General features: G+C 68.4%; 16 protein-coding genes. 7 read left to right on the forward strand and 9 right to left on the reverse strand.

From position 1 onward, the window contains the following. The 7 genes from FFS72_RS13115 to FFS72_RS13145 all read right to left on the reverse strand — a co-directional run. Positions 1-137 (reverse strand): biotin carboxylase N-terminal domain-containing protein (locus tag FFS72_RS13115; protein WP_137874351.1); only part of this gene is annotated, 137 nt, incomplete at its 3' end. Between the two features lie 202 nt (positions 138-339). Further along, positions 340-1,743 (reverse strand): condensation domain-containing protein, encoded by a 1,404-nt coding sequence (locus tag FFS72_RS13120; RefSeq protein WP_137874352.1) that lies wholly within the window; start codon positions 1,741-1,743, stop codon positions 340-342. 46 nt (positions 1,744-1,789) lie between these two features. Beyond that, positions 1,790-2,203: a SufE family protein gene (locus FFS72_RS13125; protein WP_137874353.1), complete on the reverse strand. Its 414-nt coding sequence runs from the start codon at positions 2,201-2,203 to the stop codon at positions 1,790-1,792. Then, positions 2,200-3,096: a sulfurtransferase gene (locus FFS72_RS13130; protein ID WP_137874354.1), complete on the reverse strand. Its 897-nt coding sequence runs from the start codon at positions 3,094-3,096 to the stop codon at positions 2,200-2,202. Before FFS72_RS13130 ends, FFS72_RS13125 begins: the two co-directional genes overlap by 4 nt. A 109-nt stretch (positions 3,097-3,205) precedes the next feature. After that, positions 3,206-3,850 carry a Maf family protein gene (locus FFS72_RS13135; protein WP_137874355.1) on the reverse strand — a complete coding sequence of 215 codons (645 nt, stop codon included), beginning with the start codon at positions 3,848-3,850 and terminating at the stop codon, positions 3,206-3,208. Further along, positions 3,847-4,131: an acyl-CoA carboxylase subunit epsilon gene (locus FFS72_RS13140; protein ID WP_249353284.1), complete on the reverse strand. Its 285-nt coding sequence runs from the start codon at positions 4,129-4,131 to the stop codon at positions 3,847-3,849. The genes FFS72_RS13135 and FFS72_RS13140 overlap by 4 nt, the downstream gene beginning before the upstream one ends. Positions 4,132-4,154: 23 nt before the next feature. Further along, complete coding sequence (locus FFS72_RS13145) at positions 4,155-5,795, reverse strand: acyl-CoA carboxylase subunit beta (protein ID WP_137874356.1); 1,641 nt, start codon at positions 5,793-5,795, stop codon at positions 4,155-4,157. Positions 5,796-5,930: 135 nt separating this feature from the next. Here FFS72_RS13145 and FFS72_RS13150 point away from each other — a divergent pair, with 135 nt between their 5' ends. Continuing rightward, the gene (locus FFS72_RS13150; protein ID WP_137874357.1) at positions 5,931-6,773 is read left to right on the forward strand and encodes a biotin--[acetyl-CoA-carboxylase] ligase; all 843 of its coding nucleotides are present in this window, start codon (positions 5,931-5,933) and stop codon (positions 6,771-6,773) included. A gap of 75 nt (positions 6,774-6,848) precedes the next feature. Here FFS72_RS13150 and FFS72_RS13155 read toward each other — a convergent pair whose 3' ends face one another. Beyond that, positions 6,849-7,268, reverse strand: coding sequence for a DUF7144 family membrane protein (locus FFS72_RS13155; RefSeq protein ID WP_050064657.1), 420 nt, complete (start codon positions 7,266-7,268; stop codon positions 6,849-6,851). Between the two features lie 154 nt (positions 7,269-7,422). Here FFS72_RS13155 and FFS72_RS13160 point away from each other — a divergent pair, with 154 nt between their 5' ends. From FFS72_RS13160 to FFS72_RS13175, 4 genes are all read left to right on the forward strand, one after another. Further along, positions 7,423-8,700: an AI-2E family transporter gene (locus FFS72_RS13160; RefSeq protein WP_137874446.1), complete on the forward strand. Its 1,278-nt coding sequence runs from the start codon at positions 7,423-7,425 to the stop codon at positions 8,698-8,700. A 16-nt stretch (positions 8,701-8,716) separates the two neighbouring features. Continuing rightward, positions 8,717-9,289: a PH domain-containing protein gene (locus FFS72_RS13165; RefSeq protein WP_137874358.1), complete on the forward strand. Its 573-nt coding sequence runs from the start codon at positions 8,717-8,719 to the stop codon at positions 9,287-9,289. Positions 9,290-9,360: 71 nt separating this feature from the next. After that, positions 9,361-10,038, forward strand: a complete 678-nt coding sequence (locus tag FFS72_RS13170; protein WP_050064659.1) for a response regulator transcription factor — start codon at positions 9,361-9,363, stop codon at positions 10,036-10,038. A 12-nt stretch (positions 10,039-10,050) separates the two neighbouring features. Next, positions 10,051-11,355: a sensor histidine kinase gene (locus FFS72_RS13175; protein WP_137874359.1), complete on the forward strand. Its 1,305-nt coding sequence runs from the start codon at positions 10,051-10,053 to the stop codon at positions 11,353-11,355. 23 nt (positions 11,356-11,378) lie between these two features. Here the strand turns inward: FFS72_RS13175 and FFS72_RS13180 are convergent, their stop codons facing one another. After that, positions 11,379-11,918: a GtrA family protein gene (locus FFS72_RS13180; RefSeq protein ID WP_137874360.1), complete on the reverse strand. Its 540-nt coding sequence runs from the start codon at positions 11,916-11,918 to the stop codon at positions 11,379-11,381. A 156-nt stretch (positions 11,919-12,074) separates the two neighbouring features. On the opposite strand from FFS72_RS13180, the gene FFS72_RS13185 reads away from it, so the two are divergent. Both FFS72_RS13185 and purE read left to right on the forward strand, forming a co-directional pair. Next, positions 12,075-13,340, forward strand: a complete 1,266-nt coding sequence (locus FFS72_RS13185) for a 5-(carboxyamino)imidazole ribonucleotide synthase (protein WP_137874361.1) — start codon at positions 12,075-12,077, stop codon at positions 13,338-13,340. A gap of 32 nt (positions 13,341-13,372) precedes the next feature. Next, positions 13,373-13,882: a 5-(carboxyamino)imidazole ribonucleotide mutase gene (gene purE / locus FFS72_RS13190; protein ID WP_137874362.1), complete on the forward strand. Its 510-nt coding sequence runs from the start codon at positions 13,373-13,375 to the stop codon at positions 13,880-13,882. Positions 13,883-13,894: the final 12 nt, after the last annotated feature.

Raw genomic sequence — 13,894 nt, forward strand, 5'->3', positions numbered from 1 at the left:
GCGTCGGCGTCCGGTTCCGCGTACACCGCGACGCTGCCGTACCCGGCGTCCTTCGCGGCCCGGATGACCCGCACAGCGATCTCGCCGCGGTTCGCGACGAGCACCTTCGTGATGTGCGCGCTGGCATGACTGGGCACGGAGCCTCCTGTAGATCGCAGCGGGGCGCCACAGGCGGGCGTCCCTCCCGGGGATCAGTCCCGGCTGGTGTGTTGTCGGCAGTCCTCGAAGTGTATGCACCGGTCGAGAAGCGAACGTAATCGGCTGGGGCGACTGCTTGCGGAACCGGTGAACACCCTAATCCCTACTGACCAGTAGTTTTCCCGGATCGTCCGGGTGAGGTCACCGGGTGGCGGGAGCGGGAAGCGTGCAGGTCCCCGTGCCGACGGCTTCCTCCATCAGGCTGCGGAGCCGCGCGACATACCGATGGACCGCCGCGGTCGCGGTGTCCGTCGCGGGAAAGCGCGCCGCGATGTTCACTCCCTGCGGGGTTCGGTTCACCCAGATGTAGACGTCGTTCGTGTACTGCTTGCTGCGCAGTGCACGCGCATTCCACTCCGGCCACTCCGTCGCCGCAGGCACGAACCGCATGTCCATGTACGAGACCACGAACCGGGGAAGCGGAACCGAGCCCAGCGCCGCACCGACCCATTCGAAGGGCACCTGCGACGCAGGTTTCGCCGCGGCGACCTGAACGGACGCCCGCCGCACCAGGTCGGCGAACGAGCCGGCACCGCGGACCCCGAAGCTGACCGGACTGATCCCCACGAACCAGCCGATCGAGCCGGACCAGCTCGGCTCGTCACGTGTGTGCATCGGCGTGACGGCGTCGAATCTGTCCGCGCCCGCGAGTTCCGTGCCCGCGATCGCCAGACACGCCAGGGTCCCCGCGAAGAAGCCGTGCCCGATCTTGCGGCACAGCACCGCGAACGCGTCGGCACCGTCCCGGTCGAGGACCCACGCGGAGAGGCCACGCTGCGCGGCCGGGTGGTCGGGCAGTTCACCGAGGTCGAGCGGAAACTCGGGGAGTTTCCCGGCGCCGCGATCGAGAACCCCACGCCACAACGCGACCGCGGGATGGTCGAACGGAAGGTCGCCGACGCGGGCACGCTCCCTGGCTCCGAAGTCGAGATAGCTGCCCACCGGAAACAGTGCCGGATCGACACCATCGAGTTCGGCGCGATAGAGGGCCTCGATCTCCTGCGCGACGAGGACGACCGAATAGCCGTCGACGAGCGCGTGGTCGGCCGCGAAGTACACGGTGAACGCACGGTCGCGGTCCGGAGGCTCGACGGTCGCGAACGCGAACGCAGGCCACGATGTCGGGGACGTGCACCCGTCGAACAGCGCTTGCAGCCGATCGCAGTTCTCGGCACCGGACGTGCGGTAGCCGTGCCGTTGGGAGTCGACCCGCACGCGCCCCGGCACCACGGTCCGGCGGCGTAGTTCACCGGCACCGGGCGGAAGGCCCGCGTGACTGCGCAACCCCTCGTGCCGGTCGATCCAGGTGTTCAGCGCCCGGCCGAATGCCTCGGAGTCCAGCCGCCCCGCGATCTCGAACGCCGTCCCCAGCCACGACTCGTGTTTCGCGACGGTGTGCGCCTCGCGCAGTCGCGACTCCTGCACGAACGATGTCGGTCTGGCATCGGTCACCCATGGATTCGTGCCGTCACACGGAGCGGTCGGAATCCACTCCGTCAACGTCCCCGGCGTGACGGGGTAATCCACAAGTTCGGTGAATTCCATACGCAGGACCCATCTCTCGAGATCTGCGCAGACGAATGGATCGCATTCACTCCCGCAGATGACGTTTGATGCGTGTGAGCATCGCTGACATGCCTCGAAGTCGCAGCGGGCTGACGGCGTCGGCCAGACCCAGCGCGGAATAGAAGTCTCCGGGCACGTCCAGTATCGCTTGCGCGCTCTGTCCGTCCAAACCCTGGTGAAGGATCGACGCGAACCCGCGTGTCGTCGGGGCCTCCGGCGGCGCACTGAAGTACAGGCGGACGTTCTCGCGGTCGGCGGCGTCGACGGACAGGAACAGCGGCGACTGGCATTCCGGCACCGGCTCCATCGCCGCTTCCCGCAACTCCGCGGGCAGGGGCGGCAGCTCGCGGCTGAACTCGAGGAGCAACTGCAACTTCTCCTGATCGGAGACCGATGCGAAATCGTCGACGATCTCGGCGAGGGCGTCAGGCAGCGTCATGCGATCGCCGGAAGCTCGCCGGGCTCCTCGCCCCTGACGATCGGCACCCGCACCGCGTTGCCCCATTCCGTCCATGAGCCGTCGTAGTTGCGGACCTTCTCGAAACCGAGCAGATGGGTGAGCACGAACCAGGTGTGGCTCGACCGTTCGCCGATCCGGCAATACGCGACGACGTCGTCGGTCGGAGCGAGCCCTGCGTACACCTCGTCGAGTTCCGTACGTGACCGGAACCGACTGTCCGGGGCTGCCGCCTTGGCCCACGGAATCGACACCGCGGTCGGAATGTGGCCGCCGCGCAGCGCGCCCTCCTCCGGGTAGTCGGGCATGTGGGTCCGCTCGCCCGTGTACTCCTGCGGCGACCGGACATCGATCAGCGGTCCCTGCCCCAGATGTCCGACGACGTCATCCTTGAAGGCCCGGATCAGGGCGTCGTTCCGCTCGACGATCGGGTAGTCCGTTGCCGCGTTCTCGGGGACGTCGAACGTGGTGTCGCGGTTCTCCGCGATCCATGCGTCCCGGCCACCGTCGACCAGGCGCACGTCCTCGTGCCCGAACAGGGTGAACACCCAGAGGGCGTACGCCGCCCACCAGTTGCTCTTGTCCCCGTAGATCACGACCGTGTCGTCCCGGCGAATGCCCTTGCGGCTCATCAGGTCCGCGAATGCCGCACCGTCGATGTAGTCGCGGGTCACCGGATCGTTGAGATCGGTGTGCCAGTCGATCTTCACCGCACCCGGGATGTGTCCGATGTCGTAGAGCAACACGTCCTCGTCCGACTCGACGATCTTGATTCCGGGGGCGCCGATGTGCGCACCCAACCATTCCGTCGTGACGAGCCGTTCGGGGTGTGCGTAGGCCGCGAAGGACGGGTTGGGATCGGGCGCAACTGGCACGAGCGGGCTCCTGACGGTCTGGCGACGAGATGGACAGGCGCAAGTCTAGGTGTTGCGCACCGTCCGCCGCCTGGCGGACGTTCGGTCCTCGTGTGGAGCGTTGCGGCCGTCAGATCACGTTCGGTGACGCCGTCCACAGTTCGGCGATCCCCACCCCGACCTCGCCGAGGAGACGCCGCACCAGTGGTAGCCCGATGCCGATGACGCTGGACGGGTCGCCCTCGATCCGGTCGATGAACCAGCCACCGAGCCCGTCGAGGGTGAAGGCGCCCGCGACCTGCATCGGCTCACCGGAATCGAGGTACGCCTCGAGATCGTCGCCCGACGGGGTGCCGAAATGCACCACCGTCGCGCTGTCCGCGGCTGTCTCGGCGACCTGGGCGCCGTCGCGGACCCGCAGCACACAGTGCCCGGTCAGCAGGGTGCCGCTGCGTCCCGCCATCGACCTCCAGCGTGCCCGCGCCACGTCGGCGTGATGGGGCTTGCCCTGCAGTTCGCCGTCGATCAGCAACATGGAGTCGCACCCGACGACCACCGCATCCGCGACGATGTCGGCCGGGAGTGCGGGCAGCACCGCAGCGGCCTTCGCCCGGGCGAGCTCCGTCACCACGTGCTGCGGCGTCGCTCGAGGTCCCAGCGCGGCCTGGATCGCGTCCTCGTCCACCCCGGAGACGTGCACGTACGGCTCGATCCCCGCCTTGCGCAGCACCGTCCGGCGCGCAGGCGAGGCCGAGGCGAGGACCAGTCGCGTCACGTCCGGTTCTGGAACGCGTAGGGCGAGAACGCCGTGCGTCCGCGGTGCATCTTCACCGGCTCGCCCCAGTGATCCGGGGGAGTGGTGTCGACGGGTGCCGCGCCCGAACCGGCGGCCGCGAGGACCGCGACGAGCGCGGCGATCTCGACGTCGGAGGGATTGCCCTTGAGCACCTTGATGACCGGCAATTGCTCACCTTCGGTTGCGGTGGCCGCGTCAACGGTCTCGGCGGCTGCGGTGAGCACCTCGACCTCCGCGAGTGCGTTGTCCGTGATTGTCACGGCTTCAATGTATTCGCTGGCGGTCACAGCGGGATGTTCCCGTGCTTCTTCGGAGGCAGAGTCACCATCTTGCGTTCGAGCAAACGCAACGCGGCCACGATCTGACCACGGGTGTGCGACGGCGGGATCACCGCATCGACGTAACCACGCTCCGCGGCGACGTACGGGTTGACCAGGGTGTCCTCGTACTCGTTCTGCAACTGCAGACGCAGCGCGTCGACGTCCTGACCGTTCGCGGCGGCATCCTTGAGCTGCTTGCGGTACACGAACCCGACAGCACCGGACGCGCCCATCACCGCGATCTGCGCGGTCGGCCACGCCAGGTTCACGTCGGCACCCATGTGCTTGGAACCCATCACGTCGTACGCGCCGCCGTACGCCTTGCGGGTGATGACGGTGATCTTCCCGACCGTCGCCTCCCCGTACGCGTACAGCAGCTTCGCGCCCCGGCGGATGATGCCGTTGTATTCCTGGTCGGTGCCGGGCAGGAACCCGGGCACGTCCACCAGCGTGACGATCGGGACGTTGAACGCGTCGCAGGTCCGCACGAACCGGGCGGCCTTCTCGGAGGCGTCGATGTCGAGGCATCCCGCGAACTGCATCGGCTGGTTCGCCACGATCCCCACGCTGCGGCCGTCGATGCGGCCGAACCCGACGATGATGTTCGCCGCGCGCCCGGCCTGGACCTCGAGGAACTCGTCGTCGTCGAGGAGACGACGGATCACCTCGTGCATGTCGTACGGCTGGTTCGCCGAGTCGGGGATGATCGTGTCGAGTTCGAGGTCCTCGTCGGTCAGCGAGTCCTCGATGGATCCGGCGATCGGGTCGGACGGCGCCAGCCGGGGTGCGGCGGCCTGGTTGTTCGACGGCAGGTACGAGAGCAGGTCCTTGACGTAGTCCAGGGCGTCCTGCTCGCCGGAGGCGACGTAGTGGGCGACACCGGAGCGGGCCATGTGGGTGTGCGCGCCGCCGAGGTCTTCCATGGTGACGTCTTCACCGGTGACGGTCTTGATGACGTCGGGGCCGGTGACGAACATCTGGGAGGTCTGATCGACCATCACCACGAAGTCCGTCAGGGCCGGGGAGTAGACGTGGCCGCCGGCGGCGGGGCCCATGATCAGCGAGATCTGCGGGATCACCCCGGACGCCTGGACGTTGCGGTGGAAGATCTCCCCGTACAGGCCGAGGGAGACGACACCTTCCTGGATGCGGGCGCCGGCGCCTTCGTTGATCCCGATCAGCGGGCGTCCGGTCTTGAGGGCGAGGTCCATGACCTTGACGATCTTCTCGCCGTAGATCTCGCCGAGGCTGCCGCCGAAGACGGTGGCGTCCTGGGAGAACACGCACACGTCGCGGCCGTCGACGGTGCCGTAGCCGGTGACGACACCGTCGCCGGCGGGGCGGTTGTCGCCGAGACCGAAGTTCGTGGACCGGTGCCGCGCCAGCGCGTCCAGTTCGACGAACGATCCCTCGTCGAGCAGCGCCTCGATGCGTTCGCGGGCCGTGAGCTTGCCCTTGGCGTGCACCCGCTCCACAGCGGCTTCACCGGAGGGGAAGTGCGCCTCGGCCTGGCGGCGGTGCAGATCCGCGAGCTTGCCCGCGGTGGTGTGGATATCGGGGACGTTCGACGCCGCGGTGGCGGCGGACTCCTGGACGCTGGTCATGGGACCCGAGCTTATCGGCCGGTCGGGGAGCGGGGTCGCGGTAGGTCGGATTGCACCGAATCGTCCAACCTAAGCTACCGGCGGGTATTTCCTGTGGTCGGGGTTCGCGCATCCGCGACGCCCTACGCTCGTCGCATGTACACGGACCTGAACCGGCCCCCGCTGAACGCCGACGCGCTGCGCACCGCGCTCGTGACCGGCGGTGGCGATCCGCGGGCGTTCTACTCGTCCCTCGACGTCGTCGCCGAGACCGGCTCGACGAATGCGGACCTGCTCGCCAGGTCCGTGGACAGCTCACTCGACCGCGCCGTCCTGATCGCCGAATACCAGGACCACGGCCGCGGCAGGCACTCCCGCAGCTTCGTCGCGCCGCCGCGATCGTCGGTGTCGGTGTCCGCGCTGCTGCGGATGCCGGGGCTGCCGTTGGAGTCGATGGGGTGGTTCCCGCTCATGACGGGTGTCGCGGTGGTCGACGCACTGCGAACCGTCGCCGAGGTGGATGCCACGCTCAAGTGGCCCAACGACATCCAGATCGGCGGGAAGAAGGTCGCGGGGATCCTCGCGGAGGTGGCGGCCACGACCCCGGCCCCCGCGGTCGTGATCGGTGTCGGACTCAACGTCACGCTGACCGAGGCGGAACTGCCCGTGCCGACCGCGACGTCGCTCCAACTGGCCGGTGCCGCGACCACCGACCGCGACACGCTCGCCCGAGCGCTGCTGCGGTCGCTCGCCGTTCAGTACACCGCGTGGCAGGCGGACGGGTGGCGCGTCGACGGACTCGCCGCCGACTACCGCACCCGCTGCGGCACCCTGGGGCAGCGGGTACGAGTCGAACTGCCCGGCGACACCGAACTGATCGGGACTGCGGCGGACGTCGACCTGCAAGGACGCATCGTGGTCCGGCCGGATGGCGGCGGGGACGCGGTGTCGGTGTCGGCGGGCGACGTGACGCACCTGCGTCCGCATCCCGCGTCCTGAACCAGCGGGAATCCTGACGAAGCGAGGGGTGCGGGCCCACAGGCCCGCACCCCTCGCTCGGTCAGCGCGGTGCGATCAGTACCGGTCGGTGTCCCAGGTGGTGACCGCCCAGATGACCACCACGTTCAGCGCGATGATCAGGATCGACCACAGCGGGTAGTAGGGCAGCCACAGGAAGTTGGCGATGATCGACAGTGCGGCCAGGAAGATCGCGGTGATCCGCGCCCAGGTCGCGCCGGTGAGAAGGAAGAACCCCGTCAGCGCAACGAGAATGCCGATGACGAGGTGGATCCAGCCCCAGGCGGTGACGCTGAACTCGTAGGTGTAGTTCGGGCCGAACACCAGCACGTCGTCCTTCGCGAGCGCCGAGATCCCCTGGAAGATCTCCAGGATGCCGACGGTGAGCAGAAGGATCGCGGCTGCGATGGAGGTGCCGGCAGCGAAACCCTGCTTGACGCTTCCGTCGCTCCGATTGGCCGCCGATTGGTCGGTCATGGCACTTCCTCTCGAGATGGGCATTCGTGGGTGTGGGCTTGCGTGGACACGAGGTCGCAAATGTCCACTTGCAGTGTGTGCCGTCGCGGCGGACGAAACCTCATCCGTCGCGGGTGAGGTTCGATCGTGACGGGCACGCGACTCTCGGGATGTGATGCGTCAGGGTGGAAAGTCCGGCGAGCGGGCCGTCGAAGCGCGAGAGAAGGCAGTCGCGCCGCCGCCCGCCGCCGAACAACAGACGTGGCCCCGAGGCCTGATCGTGCTGCTCGGCATGGCCGGTGCGGTCGTCGCGATCGCGGGCGTCCGGGCGTTCTCCGGGATCATCGGGCCTGTCTTCCTCGCGTTGATGCTGGTCGTCGCGGTGCAGCCACTCGGGGACTGGCTGCAGCGCAAGGGTTCGTCGCGATGGGTTGCGGTCGTCGCGACACTGGTCACCGTCTACGCCATCCTGATCGGGCTGATCGCCGCGCTCGCCGTTTCCGTCGCGCAGCTGGCGACCCTGCTTCCCCAGTACGCGGACAAGGCGGACGCGCTGGTCAAGGATGTGCAGGGGTGGCTCGCCGGTCTCGACATCGGATCCGACCAGGTGGACAAGGCGCTGTCGAACATCGACTTCGGCAAGCTCGTCGGACTGCTCGACGACATCCTGATGGGGTTGGTCGGAGTGTTCTCCAACCTCTTCTTCCTGCTCGCGTTGGTTCTCTTCATGGCGATGGACGCGAGTTCGTTCGGCGACCGGCTCCGGGCGGTCGCGTTCGCGCGTGCCGACATCGCCTACGCGTTCTCCTCGTTCGCCTCGGGCACCCGCAGCTACCTGGTCGTCTCGACGGTGTTCGGTCTGATCGTCGCCGTCATCGACGCGGGGGCACTGTGGGCGTTGGGAATTCCGCTTCCGATCCTGTGGGGCCTGCTGTCGTTCATCACGAACTACATCCCGAACATCGGATTCGTCATCGGAGTCATCCCGCCCGCGCTGATCGCGCTGCTGCAGGGCGGGCCGATGCTGATGCTGTGGGTGATCGTGGTCTACAGCGTGATCAACGTCCTGATCCAGTCGGTGATCCAGCCGAAGTTCGTCGGTGACGCGGTCGGTCTGTCGGTGACGGTGACATTCCTCGCGCTGGTGTTCTGGGGCTGGGTGCTCGGTCCGCTGGGGGCGCTGTTGGCGATTCCCGCGACGCTGCTCGCCAAAGCCCTTCTGCTCGACATCGATCCGTCGACGAGGTGGGCGAACGCATTGATCTCGGGGGCCCCGCCGTCCGCGGAGGAGATGGTGACCGAGGAGCAGGCGGCCGCGGCGCGCGCGGCCGAGCTGCATGCCGAAGCGGAAGAGGGCATCGCCGCGGATGTCGCGGTCGACGATGCCGGTGATGTGGTTGCGGATGCCGGTGGCGACGAAGCCGAGGTGGGCGACTCCGACGAGGCGCCGTAGGTGGCACACTCCTCGCATGGGCTACCCGGACGACGCGCTCGCCGCTGACGAGGAACTGCTGCTGCACCGGCATCCACACTGGAAGATGCTGGTGCTGCCCACCGTCACCTTCGTCGTTGCCACCGCCGTCGCCGGGTTCCTCGGCGGACTCGCACAGGACCGGCTCGACGGCACCGCCGGCGTGGTCGCTCTGGTCGTGGTTCTCGTCGCGTGGCTCGCGGTCGTCGGATGGCGCTGCGTCGCACCACTCGTCAGTTGGAAGTCGACCCACTTCATCGTCACGGACCGCCGCGTCCTCGTGCGTCAGGGAGTCGTCACCCACAGCGGCATCGACATCCCGCTCGGGCGGATCAGCAACGTGCAGTTCCGGCACGGCCTGATCGACCGCATGATGCGGACCGGGACGCTCGTCATCGCGTCGGCCGCCGACGACCCGCTCGAGTTCGACGACATCCCCGACGTACAACGCGTGCATTCGCTTCTCTACCACCAGGTGTTCGACGCCATGCAACTCGATCACGACGACCACCGCGAAGGCCCCGGGTACACCGACGGCACCGGGTCGCCCCGGCGCGGCTGGCGGGGATGATCGGTCGCGTCCGGACAGCGCATCGCGCGGCCTGCACGGCATCTGTTCAGGTGTCTCCGTAGGGTGTACTGGTGACTGCCGTACTGCTTGCCGAGGACGACGACGCGATCGCTGCGCCGCTGTCGCGCGCGCTGGGACGCGAAGGCTACGACGTGACCGTCGAGGAGGCGGGGCCCGCCACCCTCGAACTCGCGCTCGGTGGCTCGTTCGACCTGCTGATCCTCGACCTCGGGCTCCCCGGAATGGACGGCCTCGAGGTGTGCAGGCAGCTGCGGGCCAACGGGTCCGAACTCGCCGTGCTGATGCTCACCGCCCGCACCGACGAGGTCGATTTCGTCGTCGGTCTCGATGCAGGCGCCGACGACTACGTCGGCAAGCCCTTCCGGCTCGCCGAGCTGATGGCGCGCGTGCGGGCGCTGCTGCGTCGTCGCGGTGGCGGAGAGGACTCCACCGTGGAGGCAGGCGACATCCGGCTGGAACCCGCCGCCCGCCGAGTCCTGGTCGGGGGCACCGAGATCTCGCTCGCCAACAAGGAGTACGAACTGCTCAAGGTGCTCATGGACCACGCAGGGGAGGTGGTGTCCCGCGACGTGATCCTCCAGGAGGTGTGGGGCGACGTCGATCTGCGCGGTTCCAAGACACTCGACATGCACATGTCCTGGTTGCGTCGCAAGATCGGCGACGAGGGCCCCATCGCGGAACGGCGCATCGTGACGGTCCGCGGCGTCGGGTTCCGACTCAACACCTGATCCCACACAGTCGTGCGCCGCCGAATCCTGCTGTCCATCATCGCAGTCGTCCTGTTGACCGGGCTTCTGCTCGGTGTGCCGCTCACCTACACGGCCTGGCTGTGGGTCGAGGACTTCACCCGCAGTGACCTCCAGGCGCGTTTGGACCGCATGTCCGCCGAGATCATCGCGCAGGAAGGGGAGAGCGGCGTCATCGAGGACGGACTCAATGTCGATTCGCTCCGGGTCGCCGTCCCCAAGGGTGGGAGGCTGTCAGTCGTCTACCCGACCAGGGAGAGCCCGACCACCCGCATCGACATCGGTGCCGAGACGGTCGAGCGCCCGCTCGTCGAGGCGATCTCGATGGGACGGTCGGGGTCGCTCCTGCTCGAGACCCCGTCGGCGTCGATGCGGACCCTGCAGCAGCAGGCCGTCGGGGCGGTCGCGCTGGTCGTGCTCGCCTCGCTGGCGGCGGGCAGCGCGGTCGCGTCGGTGACCGCGCGCAGGCTCGCGGACCCGATGAAGGACGTCGCCGACCGCGCCGCTCGCCTCGCCGAGGGCGATTTCCGAACCGATGCCCGCAGGCACGGCATTGCGGAACTGGACCGCGTGTCCGATGTCCTCGACTCCGCGACCGTCGAGATCTCGGGTCGCCTGCAACGTGAGCGGGCCCTCGTCGGGGACGTGTCCCACCAGCTGCGGAGCCGCCTCACCGCGGTTCGGCTGCGACTCGACGAACTGTCCGTGTATCCCGATCCCGCCGTCGTCGACGAAGCCACCGCGGCGATGGCGCAGGTGGACCGCCTCACCGTCGCCATCGACGAACTCGTCCGCTCCTCCCGCAGCGAGGGACGGGATCGACGGTCACTGTCCGTGGTGACCGAACTCGGCGCCGTGGTCGCGGACTGGCAGCCCCAGTACGAGCAGGCGGGGCGCCGGTTGGTGCTGCGGGGGGAGGACGCGGTGCGGACGTCGGCGACGCCGTCGAGGCTGCGCGAAGCGGTCGCGGTTCTGATCGACAACGCCCTGATCCACGGCGCGGGGACCTGCTCCGTCGTGGTGCGGCTCGTGCCCGGAATCGGTCCGCGCCGCGAGGCGACCGTGTGCATCGAAGTCGGCGACGAGGGGGCCGGGGTCAGCGATCAGCTCGCCCCGCACATCTTCGAGCGGGGATTCTCGGCGGGCGGGTCGACCGGTGTCGGGCTGGCGTTGGCGCGCGCCCTGGTCGAGGCCGACGGTGGCAGGCTCGACCTGCGACGGCGCAGGCCGGCACTGTTCGCGGTCTTCCTGCCGACCGAGTACCGCGCAGATCCGGACGCGGTCACCGAACCGCGCTGAGCACGGGTGTCGGCGACTGGGGGTCAGCGCCCGGCGAGTTCCTCCGGGGTCGGGTCGAACCCCGCACCCTGCTCGTGGGTGATCTCCTCCGGGAAGGCGAACCTGCGCAGCGCCCAGAACCGGAACGCCATCTGCAGCAGGTTGCCGATGATGTAGTTGAGGACGAAGTCGATGATGACGACAGCGGTCACGCTCGCGCGGCCGGTGCGGATGTCGAAGATGTTGTTTGCGATCCACAGGGGAGCGGCGGCGATGGCGACGCCGATGAGGCTGATGACGAAGAACAGGATCGCCTCGTGGTGGCGTTCGCGCCCGCCACGGTTCTTGAACGACCACTCGCGGTTCAGGACGTAGCTGAGGATCGTCGCCATGACGCCGGAGATCACCTTCGCGATGACCGGCTTCTCCTCGAGGATCGTGAGGCTGAGGCTGTAGAAGATGGCCAGGTCGAAGACCATGGTTGTGCCGCCGACGATGGCGAACTTGACGAGTTCGCGGTGACGCAGCACGACGTCCCGTAACGGGGTGGGCACGCGGTTGAGCGCCTGATCGACGAATGACACGGAAGATGATTCTACGAACCCCGGCCCGTGAACCCACTATCGGACACTCCGAACGAAGACTCCTCTCAGGATTTCGGTGACGGGCATCACTCGTCGGGGTTCCCTCCGGTCACCTGCGCATCGGGTTGGTCGCGGGTCGTGACACCATGGACATCCGTGAGCGTCGATTCCGGTTCCCAGCCCCGCCCCACGAGTCCTCGAGACGCCGGTTCCGCCCTGCCTGTGGTCGCCATGATCGGCGGTGGGCAGCTGGCGCGGATGACGCACCAGGCGGCGATCGAGCTCGGCCAGTGCCTCCGGGTGCTCTCGGGTGGTGCCGACGAGCCGGCCGCGCAGGTCAGCGCCAACGTCGTCCTCGGCAGCCACACCGACCTCGACGCCTTGCGCGCGGTCGCGGTCGGCGCCGCTGCCCTGACCTTCGACCACGAGCACGTCCCGACCGAGCACCTCGACGTGCTGGTGTCCGAGGGCGTCAACGTGCAGCCGCCGCCGCAGGCGCTGGTCTACGCGCAGGACAAGCTGGCGATGCGTCGCAAGCTGACCGAACTCGGAGCTCCGGTGCCCGCGTTCGCCGAGGTCACCTGGGCGGGTGACGTCGAGAAGTTTGCGAGCGAGCACGGCTGGAACATCGTGATCAAGGCGATCCGCGGCGGCTACGACGGCCGCGGTGTGTGGATGCCGTCGGATGCCGACGAGGCCGAGGCGATCGTCACCGAACAGCTCGACAAGGGCGTCGCGCTGATGGTCGAGCAGAAGGTCCCGATGCGACGCGAGCTGTCCGCGATGGTCGCGCGGTCGCCGTTCGGGCAGGGAGCGACGTGGCCCGTCGTCGAGACGGTGCAGCGGGACGGTCAGTGCGCGGTGGTGATCGCGCCTGCCCCGGAGCTGCCGGACGCGCTCGCGGAGCAGGCCGAGGAGTTGGCACTGCGGATCTCGTCGGCGCTCGGTGCGACGGGTGCGATGGCCGTCGAGCTGTTCGAGACCGTCGACGGTGACCTGGTCGTCAACGAGCTGGCGATGCGTCCCCACAACTCGGGTCACTGGACGCAGGACGGTGCCCGTACCTCGCAGTTCGAGCAGCACCTGCGGGCGGTGCTCGACTATCCGCTGGGTGATCCCAGCCCGACCGCGCCCGTCACAGTGATGGCGAACGTGCTCGGGGCGCCCGAGGCGCCTGCGATGACCATGGACGAGCGGCTGCACCACCTCTTCGCCCGGATGCCCGATGCGAAGGTTCACATGTACGGCAAGGGTGAGCGCAAGGACCGGAAGATCGGGCACGTGAACGTGATGGGCGCCGTCGGTGGGTCCATCGACGACCCGGCGTACGTCGCCGCGGTCCGCGAGCGCGCGGAACGTGCGGCGCACTGGCTCTCGCATGCGGTGTGGACGGACGGCTGGGATCCGCACACCGGTAACTGACGGTCCGCCGTGAACACTTCGAAGGAGATGCGATGACGCAGCAGCAGGGACCCCTCGTCGGCCTCATCATGGGCAGCGACTCGGACTGGCCGACGATGGAGGCCGCCGCGGAGGCGCTCGCCGAGTTCGGTATCCGATTCGAGGTCGGCGTGGTGTCGGCGCATCGGACTCCGCAGCGGATGCTGGACTACGCGAAGGATGCCGCAGGTCGCGGAATCAAGGTGATCATCGCGGGTGCGGGCGGCGCCGCGCATCTTCCCGGCATGGTCGCGTCGGCGACGCCGCTGCCCGTGATCGGTGTTCCGGTCCCGCTCAAGTACCTCGACGGCATGGATTCGCTGTTGTCGATCGTGCAGATGCCCGCGGGTGTGCCGGTCGCGACGGTGTCCATCGGCGGTGCCCGCAACGCCGGTCTTCTCGCTGCGCGCATCATCGGATCGGCCGATCCGGCGATACGCGAGGCGATGGAGCGTTTCCAGGCCGGGCTCGAGTCGATGGTCCTCGAGAAGGACGCGGCGCTGCGCGCCACGTTGATGGGCTGACATTTACTCGTT

The sequence above is a fragment of the Rhodococcus sp. Q genome (assembly GCF_005503035.1).
Taxonomy (GTDB): domain Bacteria; phylum Actinomycetota; class Actinomycetes; order Mycobacteriales; family Mycobacteriaceae; genus Rhodococcus_G.

Bases quoted from the DNA above. Each gene is read 5' to 3' on its own strand.
- FFS72_RS13120 (WP_137874352.1), bottom strand. From the start codon at position 1,743: ATGGAATTCACCGAACTTGTGGATTACCCCGTCACGCCGGGGACGTTG.
- FFS72_RS13125 (WP_137874353.1), bottom strand. From the start codon at position 2,203: ATGACGCTGCCTGACGCCCTCGCCGAGATCGTCGACGATTTCGCATCG.
- FFS72_RS13145 (WP_137874356.1), bottom strand. From the start codon at position 5,795: ATGACCAGCGTCCAGGAGTCCGCCGCCACCGCGGCGTCGAACGTCCCC.
- FFS72_RS13150 (WP_137874357.1), top strand. From the start codon at position 5,931: ATGTACACGGACCTGAACCGGCCCCCGCTGAACGCCGACGCGCTGCGC.
- FFS72_RS13155 (WP_050064657.1), bottom strand. From the start codon at position 7,268: ATGACCGACCAATCGGCGGCCAATCGGAGCGACGGAAGCGTCAAGCAG.
- FFS72_RS13160 (WP_137874446.1), top strand. From the start codon at position 7,423: ATGCGTCAGGGTGGAAAGTCCGGCGAGCGGGCCGTCGAAGCGCGAGAG.
- FFS72_RS13165 (WP_137874358.1), top strand. From the start codon at position 8,717: ATGGGCTACCCGGACGACGCGCTCGCCGCTGACGAGGAACTGCTGCTG.
- purE (WP_137874362.1), top strand. From the start codon at position 13,373: ATGACGCAGCAGCAGGGACCCCTCGTCGGCCTCATCATGGGCAGCGAC.